We start from the raw sequence: 19,902 nt of genomic DNA, 5'->3' as shown, positions 1-19,902 counted from the left end.
CGAGCACGACAAAGCTGTGTCATCCCGAGCGGAGCGAGGGATCCTTGGTCGGCGTTGCGAAAGATCCCTCGCCTTCGGCTCGGGATGACACGGAAGTGGTCGGATACCGATCTTGTTTCTTCTTGGCGGCGCGGTCTGGTGCGCGTTACGCCGGCGGCCGCGCGTAGACCACGCCGTCGATCAGGTTCTCCTCGTAGAGGCGCGAGAGGTCGATGCCGCCGGCGGGGCGGGCGGGCTGCAGGTCGGCGATGGCGCGGGCGAGACGCGCTTCCTGGTCGCGGCGCAGCTTCTCGGCTTCCTCCACGGTGACGGCGGCGAAGCGCACGGTCTGGCCGGGCAGCAGGCGGCCGAGGCGCGGCAGGTCGGCCGAGGCGACCGTGGCGATCTTGGGATAGCCGCCCACGGTCTGGCGGTCGGCCAGCAGCACGATCGGCAGGCCCGCGCCCGGCACCTGGATCGCGCCCGGCCCGATGCCGTCGGAGATGATGTCGGCGCCGCCTTTGTCGACTGCCACCGCATGCTCGATCGTGGGGCCTTCGAAGCGGATGCCCATGCGATCGGCTTCCCTGGAGACGCGATAGTCGGAGCCGACGAAGGTCGCGCGGCCGCGCTCGCTGAAATAGTCGTCCTGCGGGCCCCAGACGATGCGGACCGGGCCGCTGCCATAGTCAAAGGGCGCCGCGAGCTTCAGCTCCACGCGCGCCGGTGCCTGCTCGAGCCCGAGCGGCAGGCTGTCGCCCGCCTGCAGCTTGCGACCTTCCAGGCCGCCGATGGCGGCACGGGTATAAGTCGAAAGGCTGCCCATGACGGCCGGCAGGGCGAAGCCGCCGGCCACGGCGAGATAGGCGGTGCTCGACCCTTCGACCATGCCCACGCGCAGGATCTGCCCGCGCTTCAGAAGATGCGAGCGGTTGGACTCGAGGGGCCTGGGCGGTGCATCCGGCCCTTCGATCAGCGACGGCGAGAGTGGGCCGGCGAGGGCGAAACGCACCGACTCCGCCTCGACCAGAAGGTCGGGTCCCATGACGCCGATCTCGAGCCCTGCGATGCCGGCCGGATTGCCGGCCAGCGCATTGGCCAGCGCCAGCCCGATGCGGTCCATCGCGCCGGCGCTGGGCATGCCGAGCGCGAGATAGCCGATGCGGCCTTTGTCCTGCAGCGTGTCGAACAGACCGGCACGGACGACTTTCAGGACGGCGCTCATACCGCCACCAGCGTGGCCCAGTCGAGCGAGCCGGCCTCGACGTCGGCGGCGATGCGGTCGAAGGCCTTGCGGTCGATGCGCTCGAAGGAAAGACGATCGCCCGGCGCCAGGAACACCGGCTGCTCGCGGCGCTGGTCGAACATCCAGAGCGGCGTGCGGCCGATCAGGTGCCAGCCGCCGGGGGTCTCGAACGGATAGATCGTCGTCATGTCCATAGCGATGGCGACTGAGGAGCGCGGCACGCGCACGCGCGGCTCGGCCCGACGCGGCAGGAAGAGGGCGGGGTCGAGACCCGCGATATAGGCGAGGCCGGGCATGAAGCCCAGCACATAGACCGTGAAGGCGGATTTCAGATGGCCCTCGATCACTTGCTCCGGCGTTCTCTTCGTGCGCTCGGCGACCTCCGCGAGGTCGGGCGCGAACTCGGGATCGTCATAGCAGCAGGGGATGGTGACGCGGCGGGTCCGGGTCTCGGCCGGCAGGCCGCGCGCGATCAGGGCGTCGATCTCGGGCTGCAGTGCCGCGCGCGAGGTCGCCATGGGATCATAGGTGACCATCAGCGAACGCATGGTCGGCACGGTCTCGACCACGCCCGCGAGGGCGCCGCTTTTCCGGGCGGCGCCGATCGCGGCATGCAGCGCCATGACCTGCCCGTTGATCCGGGGCGAAATCTGGTTGCCGAATTCGACCGTGAAGGCCGTGTCGCCGCAGGAGAGGTACCGTACGCTCACGTCTGCTAGGATAGCGGCCCGGATCGAGGGAGTCTCGCATGGCAGCCAGCAACATCGGACAGGTCAACATCAACTCCGATCTCGGAGAGAGCTTCGGCCCGTGGGTGATGGGCAACGATGCCGAGGTGCTGAAGATCGTGAAATCGGCCAACGTCGCCTGCGGCTTCCACGCCAGCGATCCCGTGGTCATGATGGACACGGTGAAGCTCTGCACGCAGAACGGCGTGTCGATCGGCGCGCATCCGGGCTTCGCCGACCTGCAGGGCTTCGGCCGGCGCGCCATCAACCTCACGGTGAAGGAGCTGGAAGGCAACATCGCCTATCAGCTCGGCGCGCTGCAGGCGATCGCGGCGCTGCACGGCGCCAAGGTCACGCACATCAAGCCGCACGGCATGATGGGCAACATGTCGGCCGAGAGCCAGGAGATGTCCGAGGCGATCGCGCGCGCGGCGAAGGCCGTCGATCGCGACCTCATCTTCCTCTGCCAGGCCAACACCGAGCAGGGCAAGGCGGCGCGCAAGCTCGGCCTGCGCGCGGCCGAGGAGGTGTTCGCCGACCGCACCTACACCGACACGGGGCACCTCACGCCGCGCAAGGAGCCCAATTCGATGATCAAGGATCCGGCGCAGGCGGTGGCGCATGTGCGGCGCATGGTCGACGAGCAGGCGATCTACTCGACCTCGGGCAAGCGCATCCCCTGCCGCGTCGATTCGATCTGCGTGCACGGCGACGGCCCGACCGCGATCCCGGTCTCCAAGGCGGTGCGCGAGGGCCTCGAAGCAGCCGGCATCCGGATCGTCACCCTGCCGGAGATGCCGAACCTGAATTAGGCACGATCAGTCGCAGATGCGCCACGGGCGCCGGCAGCGTCGATCCTCGGAAATGAAACGGGTGCCTTAAATCGCAACAGGTTGTGTCATCCCGAGAGGTTGTGTCATCCCGAGCGAAGCAAGGGATCTTTGACTGGCGCCGATAAAGGATCCCTCGCATTCGCTCGGGATGACACGATACTGGGCGTCTGCCCTTGTTTCTTGTTGGTGGCGTGCCTCCCTGAGTCGTCGTCGGAGCGCGCCACCCCGGTTGCGCTCATGCCCAGCCCCGAGTTTCGCTTCGTGAGCGACGGCCTTTGTGGTGGTGGCGCACCTGTTCCATAGTTTCCGGCGTTGTTCGGAACAGGCGGAGGAGCAGGCATGCGTCCGGTGTTCGATCCCAAATCCGTTCATCACCTGAAGTTCCGCGGCGCCGTCGATGCCGACGGTCACCTGCTCGAGGATGCGGGGCTGTGGGAGCGCTATATCGAGGCGAAGTACCGCGACCGGGCGCTGCGCATGAAGCGCGACGCCGACGGGCTCGAATATCTCGAGATCGCGGGCCGGCCGAGCAAGCTCACGCGCAAGGGCTATCCGGCCACGCTCGGCCGCATGGGCCAGAAGGATCTCGAGGCCTTCACGCCGCATCCCGACAAGACCTATGCCGCCAACATGCCGTTCGGCGCCTGCGACGCCGACGAGCGGCTGAAGCTCCTCGACGCCGAGGGGCTCGATGCCGCCGTCCTCTATCCGACGCTCGGCATCCTGTGGGAGGCCGAGCTCGACGATGCCGAGCTGAGCCAGGCCTACTGCCGCGCCTACAATCGCTGGGTCGCCGATTTCTGCCGCGGCTCGAAGGGCCGGCTCGTGCCCATCGCCCATCTCTCGCTCGGCGATCCGCAAGCGGCGGCAACCGAGCTGGAGCGCGCGGTCAAGGACGGCTGCCGCGGCGCCTTCGTCGTGCCCTTCACCTGGACGCACAAGGCGCACGGCGATCCGGTGCACGATCCGGTCTATGCCAAGGCGGTCGAACTCGACGTGCCGATTGCCATCCATCCGGCCTTCGAGCCGTTCGAGTTGCGCTCACCGCGTTTCGAGAACGGACATCGGCTCTCGATGCTCGCCTCGGTGCGGGCAGGCGACGGCGTGCGGCAGGCCTTCACCACCTTCCTCGACTTCGCGACCTTCGACCGCTTCCCGAGGCTCAAGCTCGTGCTGCTCGAGTCGGGCGCGGGCTGGATCGGCTACTGGCTCGACCGGCTCGACGGCGTGGCGACGTCGACCTATCTCGGCGCACGGGCGCCGCTCGAGATGAAGCCCAGCGACTACTTCCGGCGTCAGGTCTGGATCTCGGGCGATCCCGACGAGCGGACGCTACCCGCGATGATGGCAACCTACGGTGCCGATCGCTTCTTCTGGGCATCCGACTATCCGCATCCCGACCATACCGGCGACTACCTGCAGGCGCTGGAGGAGATGGTGGAATCGGTTCCGGCACCGGCGCGCGCCGGCCTGCTGGGCGGCAACGTGCGGCAAGCCTTCAACCTGGCTGGATGAACAGTGTAACGGCTGGTTGTCGCCAGCCACAGGGTCAGACCTCACATAGTCAGCCCTCCAGGGAAACGAGCAGCGTTTCGCCGGTTGCGACCAGCGTCCTCTCGTCGTTCTCGTCTTCGGCGAAGAGCTCGGCCGAGCTGAAGATCTGCCGACGGCCTGCCCGCAACGTGACACCTTTGGCGATGAAGCGGCGACCGACCGCCGGCTTCAGGCAGTTCATCGAGAAATGCGAGGCGGTGACCCGTCCCGCGACGGTGCTCGCCGCGAAGCCACACACGGTATCGAGCAGCGCTGCGATGACCCCGGCATGCAGATGTCCGGCGTATTGGGTAAGCTCGTCGCTCCACTCCATGCGGATCTCCGCGGTCCCGCCTTGGGCCGAGATCACCTGGAATCCGGCGAGACGGTTGAACGCCGCCGAGGCGTTGGCCGCGACAAGGCGGCGAAAATCCAGCACCGAATCACGAGACATGATTACCTCCGGAGAGTCGAAACCGTATCGAGCCTATGCGGCGGCATCGGCGAAGCGGGGCGGCCGGTTCTCGAGGCCGGCCCTGACCGCCTCGATCTGGTTCGGTCCGCCGATCAGGCCCTCCTGCGCGGCCGTCTCGGCGAGAAGGCCGGCGCGCACGTCGCAGGTCACCGCCTGGTTGAGCAGGCGCTTGGCGGCGCGGATCGCGTCGGGGCTGCGCGCGGCGATCTCGCGGGCGGTCGCCAGCGCCGCGAGGCGCGGATTCTCGACCACCCGGGTCGCGAAGCCATAGGCCAGCGCTTCTGCGGCGGAGAAGGTCCGCGCGGTGTAGGTGAGCTCGCGCACCACGTCGTCGCCGGCGAGATGGCGCATGATCTGCGTGCCGGCCATGTCGGGCACCAGGCCCCATTTGGCCTCGCTGATCGCCAGTCGCGTATCGGGCGCCAGGTAACGCAGGTCGGCGCCGAGCGCGAGCTGGAAGCCGCCGCCGAAGGCGATGCCGTGCACGGCGGCGATCACCGGCACCGGCAGCTCGCGCCACAGCCAGACGATGTGCTGCGCCCAGTTGGCGATGCCGTGCGTGCGCCTGGTGAGGTCGGCCAAGGGCAGGAGGCTTTCGCCGCCGGCGACGGCGACCAGCCTCTCGACATCGAGGCCGGCACAAAAGGCGCGGCCCTCGCCGGAAAGCACGACGGCACGCACGCTTCGATCGTCCCTCAGCCGCGCGCCGGCCGCCGCGATCGCCCTGAACATGGCGGGATCGAGGGCGTTCATCTTCGCTGGCCGATCGAGCCGGACATCGGCAATGCCGTCGGCGATCGTGAGGCGGATGCGATCTTCCATGGCACGTCTCCTCTCATCGGGAGTCAATATCGCTTGTTGACCAAAGAGTCTAGACGATATAGTCTAAATCCATGGGGCGGCCACAATTCAGCAATGCGGATTTCGTCGATGCGGCGCGCGCGCTGGCTTGCGAACGCGGTCCGGGCGCCGTCACCGTCGATCTGGTTGCACAAAGGCTCGGGGCGCCGAAGGGCTCGTTCTATCACCGCTTTGCCTCGCGCGATGTGCTGCTGGGGGAGCTTTGGCTGACCACCGTGCTCGCCTACCAGCAGGGGTTCGTGGCGGCGATCGAGGCGGGGGACGGACTTGCCGCGGCGCTGCATACGCCGGCCTGGTCGCGCCTGCATCCCGACGATGCGCGCCTGCTGCTGCTCCACAGCCGCCACGACTTCGTGCAGGGCGACTGGCCGGCGGCGCTGAGGCGGGGCGTGCGCGATCAGGCGCAGCGGTTCGAGGCCTGCCTGGCGCGGTTCGCCCGGGATGCCTTCGGCCGCGCAGGGCCGGCGCAACTGCGGCGCGCCACCTTCGTGCTCGCCGAGGTCCCCGTCGCCGCCGTGAAGGGCCATCTCGAACGCCGCGAGCCGCCGCCGGCGCTGGTCGACGAGCTGATCGCGCGAACCTACCGCGCGATCGTCGACAGCGGGACGCGCGCGGCCGGACACTGACGGCAGCGCGCGCACGATCAGGCCTGCCGCAGGATGGGCAGCGTCGCCTTGTGCGGCAGTCGTTGGCGGCTATAGTCCGCGCCGGTCCCAAGTCGGGTCCAGTCGGAAGGAGCAGCGTATGGCGGTGTTTGGTAAGGCGCAGTACATCAAGCGTGTCGAGGACAACCGGCTGCTGACGGGCACCGGCGGCTTCACCGACAATCTGTCGCGGCCCAACCAGGTTCACATGGCGCTGGCGCGCTCGCCGCATGCCCACGCGAGGATCACGGGAATCGACACGTCGGCTGCGAAGAAGGCGCCGGGCGTGGTCGCGATCTACACCTGGGCCGACATGGCGAAGGACGGCGTGGGCGATTTCGGCTTTCCCGCGATGTTCCCCAACGCCGACGGCAGCAAGCCCGAGATGACGCCGCGCCGCTCGCTGGCGCACGAGACGGTGCGGCATGTCGGCGAGGCGGTCGCGGCCGTGGTCGCCGAGACCCGCGAGCAGGCGATCGATGCGGTCGATCTGGTCGGGGTCGAGTACGAGCCGCTGCCTTCGGTCACGGCGATCGAGGATGCGCTGAAGCCCGGCGCGCCGCTCGTCTGGCCGGGTGCGCCCGGCAACCTCGCGGGCTTCAACCGCTTCGGCGACCAGGCCAAGGCCGATGCCGCGTTCGGGAAGGCGGTCCATGTCGTGTCGCTCGACATCGTGCACCAGCGCCTGATCGTGAATGCGATGGAGCCGCGCGCCATCATGGCCGAATGGGACGGCGACCGCATGGTGGTCCATATCGGCAGCCAGAACCCCTCGGTCACCCGCGACACGCTCTGCGACGTGATCCTCAGGATGCCGAAGGACAAGGTGCGCGTGCTGGTGCGCGACATCGGCGGCGGCTTCGGCATGAAGGTCGGCATCCAGCCCGACGAGTCGGTCGCGGTATGGGCGGCGAAGATGCTGAAGCGGCCGGTGAAATGGCGGGCCGAGCGCAGCGAGGAGTTCCAGGCGACGACGGCCGGTCGCGACCAGCTCCACAAGGCCTCGCTCGCGCTCGACAAGGACGGAAGGATCCTGGCCCTGCGCATGGAAGCGTTCGCCAATATCGGTGCCTATCCCTCGCGCGCCGGCGTGGTGATCCCGCTGTTCGTGGGCCCCAAGGTGATGACCGGCACCTACGACATCCCGGTGGTCGATCTCAGGCTCAACTGCGTGCTCACCAACTCCGCCACCATCGGCGCCTATCGCGGCGCCGGCCGGCCGGAATGCATCCTCGACATCGAGCGGGTGATGGACACGGCGGCGCGCCAGATCGGGATGGATCCGGCGGAGCTCAGGCGCCGCAACTTCGTGAAGCCGGCGCAGATGCCTTACACCACCGCGATGGGCGAGAAGTACGACTCCGGCGACTTCGACCGCTTCCTCACCAAGACGCTCGAGATCTCGGACTGGAAGGGCTTCGCCGCACGCAAGGCGGAGGCCGAGAAGCGCGGCAAGCTCTACGGCCGCGGGCTCGCCTCCTACGTCGAATGGACCGGCGCCAATGTGCTCAACGAGATGGCGCACTACGAGGTGAAGGCCGACGGCACGGTCACGATCTGGATGGGCACGCAGGGCATGGGGCAGGGGCTGCAGACGAGCTTCACCCAGCTCGCCTCCGAGCTTCTCGGCATCGACCCGTCGAAGATCGAGATCGCCATGGGCGATTCCGACCGGGTGGGCGGCGTGGGCTCGATGGGCTCGCGCTCGGCCTATATCGGCGGCTCGGCGGTCCTGTCGGGCAGCGAGAAGCTGATCGAAAAGGGCAAGGACCTCGCCGCCGATGCGCTCGAGGCGAGCGCCGCCGACATCGCCTATGCGGCCGGCCGCTTCACCATCGCCGGCACCGACCGCGGCATCGGCCTCGGCGAGCTGGCGGCGCGCCAGCCCGACAAGCGCATCTTCATCGAGAACGTGAACACGGTGGACGGCATCGCCTGGCCGAACGGCGCGCATGTCGGCGAGGTCGAGATCGATCCCGAGACCGGACGCGTCGAGCTCAGGCGCTACACCACGGTCGACGACGTGGGCCGGCCGTTGCACCGGCCGATCGTGTTCGGCCAGATCCACGGCGGCTGCGCGCAGGGCATCGGCCAGGCGCTGCTCGAGGAGAATGTCTACGACCGCGAGTCGGGCCAGCTCCTCACCGGCTCGTTCATGGATTACGCCATGCCGCGCGCCGACACCTTCCCGACCTTCTCCAACACGCTCGACGATTCGGTGCCGGCGAAAGGCAATCCGCTCGGCGTCAAGGGCGTGGGCGAATCGGGCACGGTGGGCTCGACGCCGACGGTGATGAACGCGATCATGGACGCGCTCTGGCCGCTGGGCGTGCGCCGCCTGCAGATGCCGGCGACGCCGCAGCGCGTCTGGCGCGCGATCCAGGAGGCGCGCAAGTGACAGGCGGCGAACGAAGCGATGTGCGCAACCCCCTCACCCGACCTCTCCCCCGATCGGGGGAGAGGAGCTTGAAGAAGGAGCGCGTTCATGTTCCTCGCCCCCGCTAGGGGGAGAGGCCAGGAGAGGGGGCAGCGAAGGCTCGTGCAACGGCGATGAAGCGGCGCATCTTCGGGGTGATTTCGACTCTGATCGGGATCGTGCTGGCGTTTGCGCTGATCGAGGTCGCGGCCACGCTCTGGCTCACGGTCGAGGACGGACATTACACGCCCGCGTCGGAGCTCTTCGACCGCACGCAGAACAGCTACGTGCGCGACATGACGAGGCACACCGACTGCCGCTACGTCGACACGCTCTTCCCGCACCCCTATGTCGGCTTCGTCCACCACGCCAACCCGCCCTGCGGCAAGCCGTGGGTCAACAATGTCGGCCTGTTCGGCCCCGACTTCCCGACCGAGAAGCGCGCCGACCGCTACACCATCCTGCTGACCGGCGGCTCGGTCGCCTCGCAGCTCGCGCAGGAGCGCGCGCCGCCGGCCGAGCGCTATCTCGAGGAGGAGTTGAACCGGCATTACGTGAGCCCCAACGGCAAGCCGTTCCTGGTGCTGAACGGCGGCGACGGCGCGTGGAAGGAGCCGCAGCCCTTCATCCTGTTCTCGCTCTACGCGACCTCGGTCGACGCGGTGGTGACCCTCGACGGCTTCAACGAGCAGTACTTCTTCTATCCCGGCACGAAGGAGCGCCTGGAGCGGCCCCTCAGCAACTTCCTCGACGTCAACCCGTTCGTCGCCGACGAGAATTTCGGCGACGCCGCGATCGGCTGGGTGATCGGCCGCGTCGCCGGCGTGCTGACGCGCATCCCGCTGCTCGATCACAGCCATGCCGCCTACATGCTGGTGCGCGGCATCGAGGCGCTGGCCAAAAGCCGGGACACCGCGGGCTCGGGCAAGCGCACGACGCTCAACGGCCTGTTCACCCTGCCGCCCGACATCGCCAACGACCCGGAGAAGCTGTTCCAGACCCAGCTCGCGCTCTATCAGAAATACGAGCGCGCGATCGAGGCGGTGGCGAAGGACAACGGCGTCAGGACCGCCTATTTCCTGCAGCCCATCCCCGGATACGGCAAGGCGCTGACGGAGGACGAGAAGCGGACCGCCGACTTCGATCTCGTCGACCGCTACCGGCGCATCGTCGCCGGCATGCTGGACCTGCGCCAGCGCGGCATGGCGGTGTTCGACCTCGGCGACGTCTTCAAGGACGAGAAGGGCCGCATCTACGCCGATCGCATCCATTGCTGGCGCGACCCCGGCCCGAAGGCCGAAAGCCCGGGCTACACGATCATGGCCGAGCGCGTGGCCCAGGATCTTGCCCGGGCCTGGGGACTGAAGCGCAGGCCCTGATTGCAAAAAATAGGTGTCATCCCGAGCGTAGCGAGGGATCCTTCGCAGCTCGCGATCAAGGATCCCTCGGCTTCGCCTCGGGATGACACCGCTTTACTTTGTGCAGCGCACGGCGAACGCTCGCTCGTGCCGCAGTAGCGCGCGGACGGGAAATCGGGCAGGCTCCGGCCTCCAGAAAAAGGGACCGAACCCGTGTCGCGTGCCGACCCCCGCGCCCGAGGCGCCGCCGCTGCCCCCCATCCGCCGTCGATCGACCGCATGGCCAACTGGCCGGCGTTGGCGCCACTCGTCGCGCGCGTCGGCCGGCCGCTGGTGGTCGAAGCGTTGCGCGCCTGGGCCGAGGCGAGGCGCGGCGAGCCCGACGTCGGCGATTCCGACGCGTGCGCGCGCTGGTGCGAAGCGAGGCTGGCGCCTCTCGCGCAGCCCTCGCAGCGGCGGGTCTTCAATCTCACCGGCACGGTGCTGCACACCAATCTCGGCCGCGCGCTCCTGGCGGAAGAGGCGATCGAGGCCGCGGTCGCGGCCATGCGCTCGCCCACGACGCTGGAATACGATCTCGACGGGGCCGGCCGCGGCGAGCGCGACCATCACATCGCCCCCTGGCTCTGCCGCCTGACCGGCGCGGAGGCGGCGACCGCGGCCAACAACAATGCCGGCGCGGTGCTGCTGACGCTGAACGCTCTGGCGGCCGGCCACGAGGTCATCGTCTCGCGCGGCGAGCTGATCGAGATCGGCGGCGCCTTCCGCATCCCCGACATCATGGCGCGCGCGGGCTGCCGGCTGGTCGAGGTCGGCACCACCAACCGCACCCATCTGCGCGACTACCAGGCCGCCATCGGGCCGGACACGGCCGCGATCATGAAGGTCCATCCCTCGAACTACGCGGTGCAGGGCTTCACGAAGTCGGTCGGCGCCGCCGAGCTGGTGCCGCTCGCGCGCGAGAAGGGCCTGCCGGTGATCGAGGACCTGGGCAGCGGCACGCTGGTCGATCTCGAGACCTGGGGCCTGCCGCACGAGCCGACCGCGCGCGAGGCGATCGCGGCCGGCATCGATGTCGTCACCTTTTCCGGCGACAAGCTTCTGGGCGGCCCGCAGGCCGGCCTGATCGTGGGACGCCGCGGCCTGATCGAGCGCATCGCGAAGAACCCGATGAAGCGCGCGCTGCGGCTCGACAAGGTGCGGCTGGCCGCGCTCGAGGCGACGCTGCGCCTCTATGCCGATCCCGAGCGGCTGGTGCGGCGCCTGCCGACCATCCGCGCGCTCGCGCGTTCCGCGACCGAGATCCAGGCGCAGGCCGAGCGCATCCTGCCCGCCTTCGCCGCGGCGCTGGGCGGCGGCTGGAAGGCTGGTCTCGGGCAAGTGCGCGGCCAGATCGGCTCGGGCGCGCTGCCGGTCGATCTCCTGCCGTCGGTCGCGCTCGCCGTCACCGGCCGCGGTCTCGATCGCCTTGCCGCCGCCTTCCGCCGCCTGCCGATTCCCGTGATCGGCCGCATCGAGGACGACACGCTGCTGTTCGACCTGCGCACGCTCGACGACGAGGCGGCGTTCCTGGCGCAGCTTTCGGAGCTGGCGCTTTCGGGACCGCGAGCCTCCGGCTCGCTCGTAAGCGCGCAGGATGCGCGCGGTCCCCAGCCATGATCGTCGGCACGGCGGGCCATATCGATCACGGCAAGACGGCGCTGGTGAAGGCGCTGACCGGCATCGACGCCGACCGCCTGAAGGAGGAGAAGGCGCGCGGCATCACGATCGATCTCGGCTATGCCTACTCCGACCTCGGCGACGGCCGCCAGCTCGGCTTCGTCGACGTGCCGGGCCACGAGCGCTTCGTGCACAACATGCTGGCCGGCGCCACCGGCATCGACGCCGCGCTGCTGGTCGTCTCGGCCGCCGAGGGCGTCAAGCCGCAGACCGTGGAGCATCTGCAGATCGTCGATCTGCTCGGGCTCGACCGCGGCCTGGTCGCGCTCACCAAGGCCGATCTCGCCGACGACGACCAGCTCCTCGAACGCATGGCCGAGATCGAGGCCCTGCTGGCGACGACCGCGCTGGCGGGATCGGAGATCGTGCCGGTCTCCGCGCTCACCGGCCGGGGCGTCGACGAGCTCAAGGCCAGGCTGCTGGCGTTGGGCGAAAGCGCCAGGGGCACGACCGGCTTCGCGCGGCTCGCGGTCGATCGCTGCTTCGTGCTGGCGGGCGCGGGCGTGGTCGTCACCGGCACGGTCCATGCGGGCGAGATCCGGGTCGACGACCGGCTGCTGCTCACGCCATCGGGGCTGGAGGCGCGCGTGCGCTCCCTGCATGCGCAGAACCGGCCGGCCGAGGTGGGGCGCGCCGGCGAGCGCTGCGCCCTCAATCTCAGCGGGCCGAAGCTTTCCCGCGAATCGGTGCGGCGCGGCGACTGGGTGGTGAGCCCCGAGCTGCATGCGCCGACCGACCGGCTCGACGTGCGGCTGAAGCTGCTCGGCTCGGAGCCGCAGATGCTGAAGCACTGGTCGCCGGTCCATGTGCATCTCGGCGCCGCGCACGTGATGGGCCGCGTGGCGCTGCTGCAGGGCGATCGACTGGTGCCCGGCGAGACGGCGCTGGCGCAGCTCGTGCTGCAGGAGAAAGTGGGGGCGGTCGCGGGCGATCGCGCGGTCCTGCGCGATCCCTCGGCCACGCGCACTATGGCGGGCGCCCTCGTGATCGACCCCTTCGGCCCGCCGCGCCATCGCCGCACGGCGCGCCGGCTGGCCGAGCTCGGCGCGCTTTCCACGCCCGATGGCGCCTTCCTCGCGAAGCTGCTGGCGCTCGACGGCGGCCATGTCGATCTCGCGCGGCTCGGCCTCGCGCACAACCTGCGGCCGGCCGAGATCGAGCGGCGGCTGGAGGAGGCGGGCGGCGTGCGCGTGCAGGGCCATGGCTTCCTGCAGGCGACGCTCGACGCCGCGCGGCGCGACATCGCCGACACGCTCGCCGCCTTCCACAGGAGCAATGCCGACGCGCCCGGCCTGCAGCCCGAGCGGCTGCGCGTGGCGCTCGGACAGCGCTGGCCGGCGCCGGTGTTCCGCGCCCTGCTGGAGCGCGAGGTGGCGGCCAAGACGGTGGCGATCGCCGGCGGCTTCGCGCACCTGCCGGGCCATGCGCTGACCCTCGCGCCGCGCGAGGAGGCGCTGTGGAGGAAGATCGCGGCCGAGCTCGAGCGCGAGCGCTTCCGGCCGCCGCGCGTGCGCGACTTCGCGCAGGCCTACGGCGAGGCCGAGCCCCAGGTGCGCAAGCTGCTGCGCCAGATGGCCCGGCTCGGCCGCGTGGTCGAGGTGGCGCCCGACCAGTTCTTCCTGCGGCCCGTCGTGGCCGAGATGATCGCGATCGCCCATGCGCTCGGCCCCGACTTCACCGCCGCGCAGTTCCGCGACCGCCTCGACAACGGCCGCAAGGTCGCGATCCAGATCCTCGAATTCTTCGACCGCCACGGCATCACGCTGCGCCGCGGCGACCTGCGCCGCACCGTCCCGCAGAAGCTCCAGCAATACGGCCCGCCGCCTTCGTCAGGCTCCTCGCCCCCGTGAGGGGGAGAGGCGGGAGAGGGGCGACGCGCAGGACAACCCCGTGTCATCCCGAGCGCAAGCGAGGGATCTTTCCCCATTCGATTCGGCTGAAAGCGTGCACTACTTGGCCCGTGCCGTGGCGCGCCTCATGCCGCGTGCCGAAGCAACCTTTCTTGTCCCTCTTCCAAACACCCCGCCCTTGCGCAAATATCCGCGACGGAGGGGAAGCGCTCCCGGTGGGGCGGCTGGCCTTCAAAGCCAGAGAGGGTCGCCAGACGGCTCTTAGTGGGTTCGACTCCCACTCTCTTCCGCCAATTCTCATCCGATACCGTCTAAAGAAAGCCGAGAAAGCCCGTATTCTCTGAGATTTTCTGTTGTGTGTGTTCCCGCGTCGTCCATGGCTGTCCACTGGAAGTTACCCCACTTTGCGGGGTAAGTTTCGGGGTAACTTTTTCAGCCCCGCGAGAGTTACCCCAGTGCTCACTGACACGCTGATCCGGAAAACCAAGAAGCCTGCGAAGCCAACGAAGATGATGGATGGGCGTGGCCTATTCCTATTGCTCGCGCCTTCAGGCGGGCGCTGGTGGCGGTTTCGCTACAACTTCGCCGGCAAGGAAAAACTCCTGTCGCTCGGCACCTATCCGGATGTGTCGTTGAAAGCTGCGCGGGACGCGCGGGACGATGCCCGCAAGCTGGTGGCAAAGGGGATTGATCCTTCCGCCGTGCGCCGGGAGGAAAAGCGAGCGACGCAGGAGGCTGCCGCCAACACTTTCACCACCGTGGCGCGCGAATGGCTGGACAACGTGAAGCCGAAATGGGCCGCCATCTACCACCACGACACCACCGCGCGCTTTGAAAGTTACGTCTTCCCCGACATTGGCCGGACTCCCATCGCGGCCGTGACCGCACCGGAACTTTTGGCAGTGCTGCGCAAGATTGAGAAGCGGGGCACCGTGGAGACGGCGCACAAAGTGGCGCGGGCCTGCGGGCAGGTGTTCCGGTATGGCATTGCCACCGGTCGCTGCGAGCGCAATCCGGCGGCCGACCTGAGAGGCGCGCTCAAGGCCCGCCCCAAGCCGAAGCATATGGCGGCCCTTCCGGCGTCCGAGCTGCCAGACTTCCTGCACAAGATCGACCAGTACGACGGCGAGTTGCAAACCAAGCTAGCGTTGCGATTGTTGGCGCTGACCTTCGTGCGGACGAACGAACTGCGCAGCGCAACTTGGCCGGAAATTGACCTCGACAAGGCGGAGTGGACGATCCCGGCGGAGCGGATGAAGACCGGGGCGCCGCATCACGTTCCGCTGTCGCGGCAGGCGGTCGTGGCCTTCCGCCAGCTTCGGGAACTTAGCGGCAAGTGGCCGTGGGTGTTTCCCGGCCGCGCGCCTAGCAAGCCGATGAGCAAGAATACCGTTTTGTTCGCCTTGTACCGCCTTGGCTATCACTCCCGCATGACCGGCCACGGCTTCCGCGCGCTGGCGTCAACGGCGCTTAATGAACTGGGCTTCCGGCCGGACGTGATCGAGCGGCAGTTGGCGCACATCGAAAAGAACGCAGTGCGGGCCGCCTACCATCGGAGCCAGTATCTCGAAGAGCGGACGGCAATGATGCAAGCGTGGGCAGACTTCTTGGATACCCAAAAGGACAGCGAAACCAAAGTGGTCGCCTTCAAGCGCGCTCGCCCGTGAATCGCCTCAACTGGAATTGTATCCAAGGTATCAAGACTTGGTTGTCCACGGTCGTTCCGTGCAATCCTATGTGGGACAAGAGCGCGACCGATTGTGAAGCCGCAAGCCTCTGGCACTTAGTCACACGGGTCGGGCTCGTCGGCCAGTGCGGAGGCGTAGTTGATTGCCGAGCCAAAGGGTCCGAAGACCGACCTTTGCTTTGATTTTCCTGAGTCAGACCGCGAGCTAGTCGTGTTGGTACCAACGCCCGCCGCAGCTTACTGCTATCTTTTCGAAGCGTTGCTGTGGGTCGCGCTGCAGAGAATCCCGATGGCGGTTCCGTGGGATGACGGAATAGATCGGCGGATTAGCACCGACGACATGGACAACGCGGAACCGCGGTTGGAATTTGAACCGATCAGCGACGAAGAGTGTCAAAGGATTGGTCTTCCACCTAACCCCGAGTATGCCGCGTTCATCGAGGGTGACTACCACTCGCGGCCCGAGGACATCGAAAGGCTTCTCCGATTGGATTTGGAGCCACCCGACCGGGCAAGGCTCTTAGCTGATCTTGAGGCCTCACGACAGCATTATGAGGCGGTAGATGCATGGGATCAGCGATTTGAAGAGTTCTTGGAGCTGCCAAAGTGTCGTCTGTTCATTGCATTACGTGAGGGCAAAATCCTCAGTGCCGGCAAGCGCATCCCTGCACGTGCTGACAAGTCATTTCCGGAGCGATTGGAAGGCGATGAATGGGATCGTTGGGTAGCGGAACCCTGGCAACAGATACCGTCCGGCAATTGGCTGTCCGGCGAAATCGACTGGGTTGGCTGTAAAGCCAGTGGGCGACACGCGTCCTATACGTTGGTCATGGTTTCCACGGAGCAGTTGATGGCAGCTTTCCCACCCACGCTGGAGCCCGCGGGACAGGCTGTCAGGATTGGTGATTGCTACCGACTTGATGATGAATCAAGTGCCGCACGGCCTGGGAAGAGAGGCCGACCGTCACTCGACTGGGACGCCTTCCATATAGAAATGGCGAAGCGCGTGAAGGCAGGAAGTCTGCCACAGAAGCAGGAAGCCCTGATTGCAGATATGCAAAGTTGGTGCGCGCGCGTTTGGAAGCGGCCGGTCGGCAGAAGCACTCTTCTCCTCAAGATCCAGCCCTACTATTCCGCCTTCCTGCGACAGTCGGAAAATGCACTGTAGCCATTTTCTGACATTTGTAGCCGTGCATATCTGACCGGAACGCCCGCATTTCTGTCCCGTCTCTGCTCGCCGTCCATCGGTAGCGTCCTGCATCATCTTGGCATGAAGCAAGCCAACCAATACTCGCTACCAGCGACCGGTTTCGTCCGGCTTCCGGCAATTCTCGCTCCCATTGGCCCGATCCCCGTCGGCCGCTCGACCTGGTGGGCCGGCGTGAAGTCCGGCCGCTTCCCCAAGCCGGTGAAGCTGGGGCCACGTACCACGGCTTGGCGCGCCGAGGACATCCGCGCCCTGATCGAGCGCCTGAACGGTTAGGCCGTGAAGCGCCGGCGCATCGATCCGCGCCGGGCCAAGGTCCATCGGAAGGTCGTGTCCCGGATGGTGGTGTAGCTGGGGAGAGCAAGGCCGCGAGCGAGCGCGCTGTTTGATGGCGCCGTAGCGAGGGAGCGGCCTTGCGGGGGTCACCGGCGATTTCCGGTTAGGGTTTGGTTGCGAGCTCCAACCTGCACGCGAGGAACCACCGATGACCGAAGAGATGATGGACCTGCGTTCGCTTGTCGAGAAGGCCCCTGACGCTGACGTTCTGCGCGAGATGATCGCCTTTGCTGCCGAGCGCCTGATGGAGATCGAGGTCGGTGCGCTGACCGGCGCCGCCCATGGCGAGAAGAGCGCCACGCGACTGGCCCAGCGCAACGGCTATCGCGACCGGGATTGGGAGACGCGGGCCGGCACGGTGGAGCTGCGCATCCCCAAGCTGCGCCGCGGCAGCTACTTCCCCAGCTTCCTCGAGCCGCGCCGCATGGCCGAGAAGGCCCTGACCGCGGTGATCCAGGAGGCCTACATCCAAGGCGTCTCCACCCGATCGGTCGACGACCTGGTCAAGGCCTTGGGCATGAGCGGCATCTCCAAGAGCCAGGTCAGCCGGCTGTGCGAGGAGATCGACCAGCGGGTGAAGGCCTTCCTCGACCGGCCGATCGAGGGCGACTGACCCTATCTGTGGATCGACGCCACCTACGTGAAGGTGCGCCAGGCCGGCCGCATCGTCTCGGTCGCCGTCATCGTCGCCGTCGGCGTCAACGCCGACGGCCGGCGCGAGGTGCTGGGCATGGATATCGGCCCGTCCGAAGCCGAGACCTTCTGGACGGCGTTCCTCAGGAAGCTGACGCGCCGCGGCTTGCGCGGCGTCAAGCTGGTCATCTCCGACGCCCATGAAGGTATCAAGGCAGCGATCTCCAAGATCCTCACCGCCACCTGGCAGCGCTGCCGCGTCCACTTCATGCGCAACGCCTTGGCGCATGCCGGCCGAAGCGGACGCCGCGTGGTCTCGGCCTTCATCGCCACCGCCTTCGCCCAGGACGATGCCGAGCAGGCGCGTGCGCAGTGGCGGCGTGTCGCCGATCAGCTCCGACCCAAGGTCCCCAAGCTGGCTACCCTGATGGACGAGGCAGAGCCCGATGTGCTCGCCTACATGAGCTTCCCGGCACAGCACCGGGTCAAGCTGCACTCGATCAACCCCCTGGAGCGCCTCAACGGCGAGATCAAGCGCCGCACCGAGGTCGTCGGCATCTTCCCCAATGAAGCGGCCATCGTTCGACTCGTCGGGGCCATCCTGCTCGAGCAGAACGACGAGTGGGCCGTCCAGCGCTCCCGCTACATCACGCTGGAAAGCATCGCCCCCGTAAGCGATGATCCTCTCGTCGGGCTGCCTGCTGTGGCTGCCTGATCGATCCGGCTCACGCCGAAGATCGCTGTGCTGACTCAGCGCCAGCTACACCACGTCTCGGGGCACGATCCATCGGAACTATTCGGTGGAGGAGGCCGCGCGGCTCTTCGGTACCCACCGCAATACGGTGCGGGCTTGGCTGCGGGCCGGATTGAAGACCATCGACGGCGCCCGGCCGACCCTGATTCTCGGTAGCGAACTGCGCCGCTTTCTCGGTGAGCGCAGTGCCAAACGGAAGCGACCGACCCCATCCGGCATGATCTATTGCCTGCGCTGTCGCGAGCCGCGCCGACCGGCCGGCGACATCGCCGATTACCTGCCGCGCACAGCCACCAGCGGCGACCTGCAAGGCATCTGCCCAGACTGCGACACGCTTCTTTACCGGCGCGTCAACCGCTCCACGCTGGAGGTTGTCTGCGACGGTCTCGACGTGACGATCAGGGAGGTGGACTCGCGCCTAAGGCAGCGCAACGAACCCTCCCTAAACGATGACTCCGCAACCCGATCCTTTGCCCATGCCGACGCACAATCCTGAAAACGAGCGGATCAAACGCCAATACTTCGCCTACTTGAAGGAGGCGAAACGCCGGGGCGAGCCATCGGTGGATGCCGCCGCCAAGGCGCTCAGCAGTTTCGAGTTGGATACGCGCTTCCGCTCCTTCAAGACGTTCCATCCGGAGCAAGCAGTCGCGTTCAAGCGCCATCTTGCCGAGCAAACCAACGCCCGCACTGGCAAGCCACTTGCCAAGGCGACAATCCACTCGACGCTCGCGGCGCTCAAGGCATTCTTTGTCTGGCTGGCTGGGCAGCCAAGTTACCGATCGCGGCTGTCATACTCCGATGCTGACTACTTCAACCTATCGGACCGCGATGCACGCATAGCCCGGACGCGACGAGACAAACCGGCACCGTCACTGGAGCAGGTGCGTCACGTAATTGGGACCATGCCCACGAACGATGCGATCCAGCGGAGGGACCGCGCTTTGGTGGCCTTTATTCTGCTGACAGGCGCGCGAGATGGCGCGGTGGCGTCGCTCAAGCTCAAGCATTTGAATCTGGCGCTCGGGTGCGTCGTCCAGGATGCGCGCGAGGTGGCGACCAAGTTTGGAAAGACGTTCACCACCAGCTTCTTCCCGGTTGGCGCCGATGTTCAGAGAATTGTTGAGGAATGGGCCGAATATCTGACGGTGGAATTGCTTTGGGGGCCGGACGATCCACTTTTCCCGGCGACACTGGTTGAGGGCGGTATGGACCGGACCTTCCGGGCGGTTGGGCTGGAGCGCCGGCACTGGTCTTCGGCCGATCCTATCCGTCAGATTTTCCGACGCGCCTTTACCACCGCCGGCCTGTCGTACTTTCCGCCCCATCGGCTGCGGGACACGATCGTTCTGTTGGGACAACGCCTGTGCCAGTCACCAGAGCAGTTCAAGGCTTGGAGCCAGAATCTGGGGCACAGCGACGTGCTGACGACTTTCACCAGCTACGGTGATCTGACACAGGGGAGGCAAGCGGAGATCATTCGCGGGCTGGGCCGACCTAGGAAGAGCAGGGAGGAGGTGTTGAACCTCTTGGCGGGTGCCATGGAAGACCTGCGGCGGGTCGATTAGCCCGGCTGCCCTAGGTCACAAGCACTGGTTGACAGTCCAATCTTGGCCCTTTACATTCTGAAACGTCCGTTTCAC

At 67.3% G+C, this 19,902-nt stretch carries 16 protein-coding genes, 1 tRNA gene and 1 pseudogene; 14 read left to right on the top strand and 4 right to left on the bottom strand.

Going from position 1 to position 19,902, the window contains the following annotated elements; translation table 11 throughout:
• Positions 1 to 145: 145 nt before the first annotated feature.
• Together OJF58_RS02110 and pxpB are read right to left on the bottom strand one after the other, a co-directional pair.
• A complete protein-coding gene (locus tag OJF58_RS02110; protein WP_300781422.1) occupies positions 146 to 1,204 on the bottom strand; it encodes a biotin-dependent carboxyltransferase family protein in 1,059 nt (352 codons plus the stop codon).
• Entirely contained in the window at positions 1,201 to 1,935 is a 735-nt protein-coding gene (pxpB, locus tag OJF58_RS02105; RefSeq protein WP_300781421.1) for a 5-oxoprolinase subunit PxpB, read from the bottom strand. The genes OJF58_RS02110 and pxpB overlap by 4 nt, the downstream gene beginning before the upstream one ends.
• A gap of 38 nt (positions 1,936 to 1,973) precedes the next feature.
• Here pxpB and OJF58_RS02100 point away from each other — a divergent pair, with 38 nt between their 5' ends.
• Both OJF58_RS02100 and OJF58_RS02095 read left to right on the top strand, forming a co-directional pair.
• Entirely contained in the window at positions 1,974 to 2,765 is a 792-nt protein-coding gene (locus OJF58_RS02100) for a 5-oxoprolinase subunit PxpA (RefSeq protein ID WP_300781420.1), read from the top strand.
• A gap of 360 nt (positions 2,766 to 3,125) precedes the next feature.
• Positions 3,126 to 4,301, top strand: a complete 1,176-nt coding sequence (locus tag OJF58_RS02095) for an amidohydrolase family protein (protein ID WP_300781419.1) — start codon at positions 3,126 to 3,128, stop codon at positions 4,299 to 4,301.
• Positions 4,302 to 4,350: 49 nt separating this feature from the next.
• Here OJF58_RS02095 and OJF58_RS02090 read toward each other — a convergent pair whose 3' ends face one another.
• A complete protein-coding gene (locus OJF58_RS02090; protein WP_300781418.1) occupies positions 4,351 to 4,773 on the bottom strand; it encodes a PaaI family thioesterase in 423 nt (140 codons plus the stop codon).
• 33 nt (positions 4,774 to 4,806) lie between these two features.
• Positions 4,807 to 5,616, bottom strand: coding sequence for a crotonase/enoyl-CoA hydratase family protein (locus OJF58_RS02085; protein WP_300781417.1), 810 nt, complete (start codon positions 5,614 to 5,616; stop codon positions 4,807 to 4,809).
• Between the two features lie 71 nt (positions 5,617 to 5,687).
• Here OJF58_RS02085 and OJF58_RS02080 point away from each other — a divergent pair, with 71 nt between their 5' ends.
• The 12 genes and pseudogenes from OJF58_RS02080 (at position 5,688) to OJF58_RS02025 (ending at position 19,827) form a co-directional block, all read left to right on the top strand.
• Positions 5,688 to 6,281: a TetR/AcrR family transcriptional regulator gene (locus tag OJF58_RS02080; protein WP_300781416.1), complete on the top strand. Its 594-nt coding sequence runs from the start codon at positions 5,688 to 5,690 to the stop codon at positions 6,279 to 6,281.
• Positions 6,282 to 6,399: 118 nt separating this feature from the next.
• A complete protein-coding gene (locus OJF58_RS02075; protein WP_300781415.1) occupies positions 6,400 to 8,697 on the top strand; it encodes a xanthine dehydrogenase family protein molybdopterin-binding subunit in 2,298 nt (765 codons plus the stop codon).
• Positions 8,698 to 8,849: 152 nt separating this feature from the next.
• Positions 8,850 to 10,094, top strand: coding sequence for a hypothetical protein (locus tag OJF58_RS02070; protein WP_300781413.1), 1,245 nt, complete (start codon positions 8,850 to 8,852; stop codon positions 10,092 to 10,094).
• A gap of 192 nt (positions 10,095 to 10,286) precedes the next feature.
• A complete protein-coding gene (gene selA / locus OJF58_RS02065; RefSeq protein ID WP_300781412.1) occupies positions 10,287 to 11,732 on the top strand; it encodes an L-seryl-tRNA(Sec) selenium transferase in 1,446 nt (481 codons plus the stop codon).
• Positions 11,729 to 13,642 (top strand): selenocysteine-specific translation elongation factor, encoded by a 1,914-nt coding sequence (gene selB, locus OJF58_RS02060; protein WP_300781411.1) that lies wholly within the window; start codon positions 11,729 to 11,731, stop codon positions 13,640 to 13,642. Before selA ends, selB begins: the two co-directional genes overlap by 4 nt.
• A 197-nt stretch (positions 13,643 to 13,839) precedes the next feature.
• Positions 13,840 to 13,935, top strand: a tRNA-Sec gene (locus OJF58_RS02055).
• A 162-nt stretch (positions 13,936 to 14,097) separates the two neighbouring features.
• On the top strand, positions 14,098 to 15,309 hold the full coding sequence (locus OJF58_RS02050; RefSeq protein ID WP_300781410.1) for an integrase arm-type DNA-binding domain-containing protein: 1,212 nt from the start codon (positions 14,098 to 14,100) through the stop codon (positions 15,307 to 15,309).
• Positions 15,310 to 15,468: 159 nt separating this feature from the next.
• A complete protein-coding gene (locus OJF58_RS02045) occupies positions 15,469 to 16,497 on the top strand; it encodes a hypothetical protein (RefSeq protein WP_300781409.1) in 1,029 nt (342 codons plus the stop codon).
• 102 nt (positions 16,498 to 16,599) lie between these two features.
• Positions 16,600 to 16,812 carry an AlpA family phage regulatory protein gene (locus tag OJF58_RS02040; RefSeq protein ID WP_300781408.1) on the top strand — a complete coding sequence of 71 codons (213 nt, stop codon included), beginning with the start codon at positions 16,600 to 16,602 and terminating at the stop codon, positions 16,810 to 16,812.
• 208 nt (positions 16,813 to 17,020) lie between these two features.
• Positions 17,021 to 18,220 (top strand): annotated as a pseudogene (locus OJF58_RS02035) (IS256 family transposase).
• Between the two features lie 85 nt (positions 18,221 to 18,305).
• Positions 18,306 to 18,755 (top strand): helix-turn-helix domain-containing protein, encoded by a 450-nt coding sequence (locus OJF58_RS02030; protein WP_300781406.1) that lies wholly within the window; start codon positions 18,306 to 18,308, stop codon positions 18,753 to 18,755.
• Complete coding sequence (locus tag OJF58_RS02025) at positions 18,736 to 19,827, top strand: site-specific integrase (RefSeq protein WP_300781405.1); 1,092 nt, start codon at positions 18,736 to 18,738, stop codon at positions 19,825 to 19,827. Before OJF58_RS02030 ends, OJF58_RS02025 begins: the two co-directional genes overlap by 20 nt.
• Positions 19,828 to 19,902: the final 75 nt, after the last annotated feature.

Origin of the sequence: Enhydrobacter sp. (genome assembly GCF_030246845.1) — a bacterium.
In the GTDB taxonomy this organism is placed as follows: Bacteria; Pseudomonadota; Alphaproteobacteria; order Reyranellales; family Reyranellaceae; genus Reyranella.
Note: the sequence above shows the minus strand (reverse complement) of the source record. Positions and strands in the feature narration are given on the sequence as shown.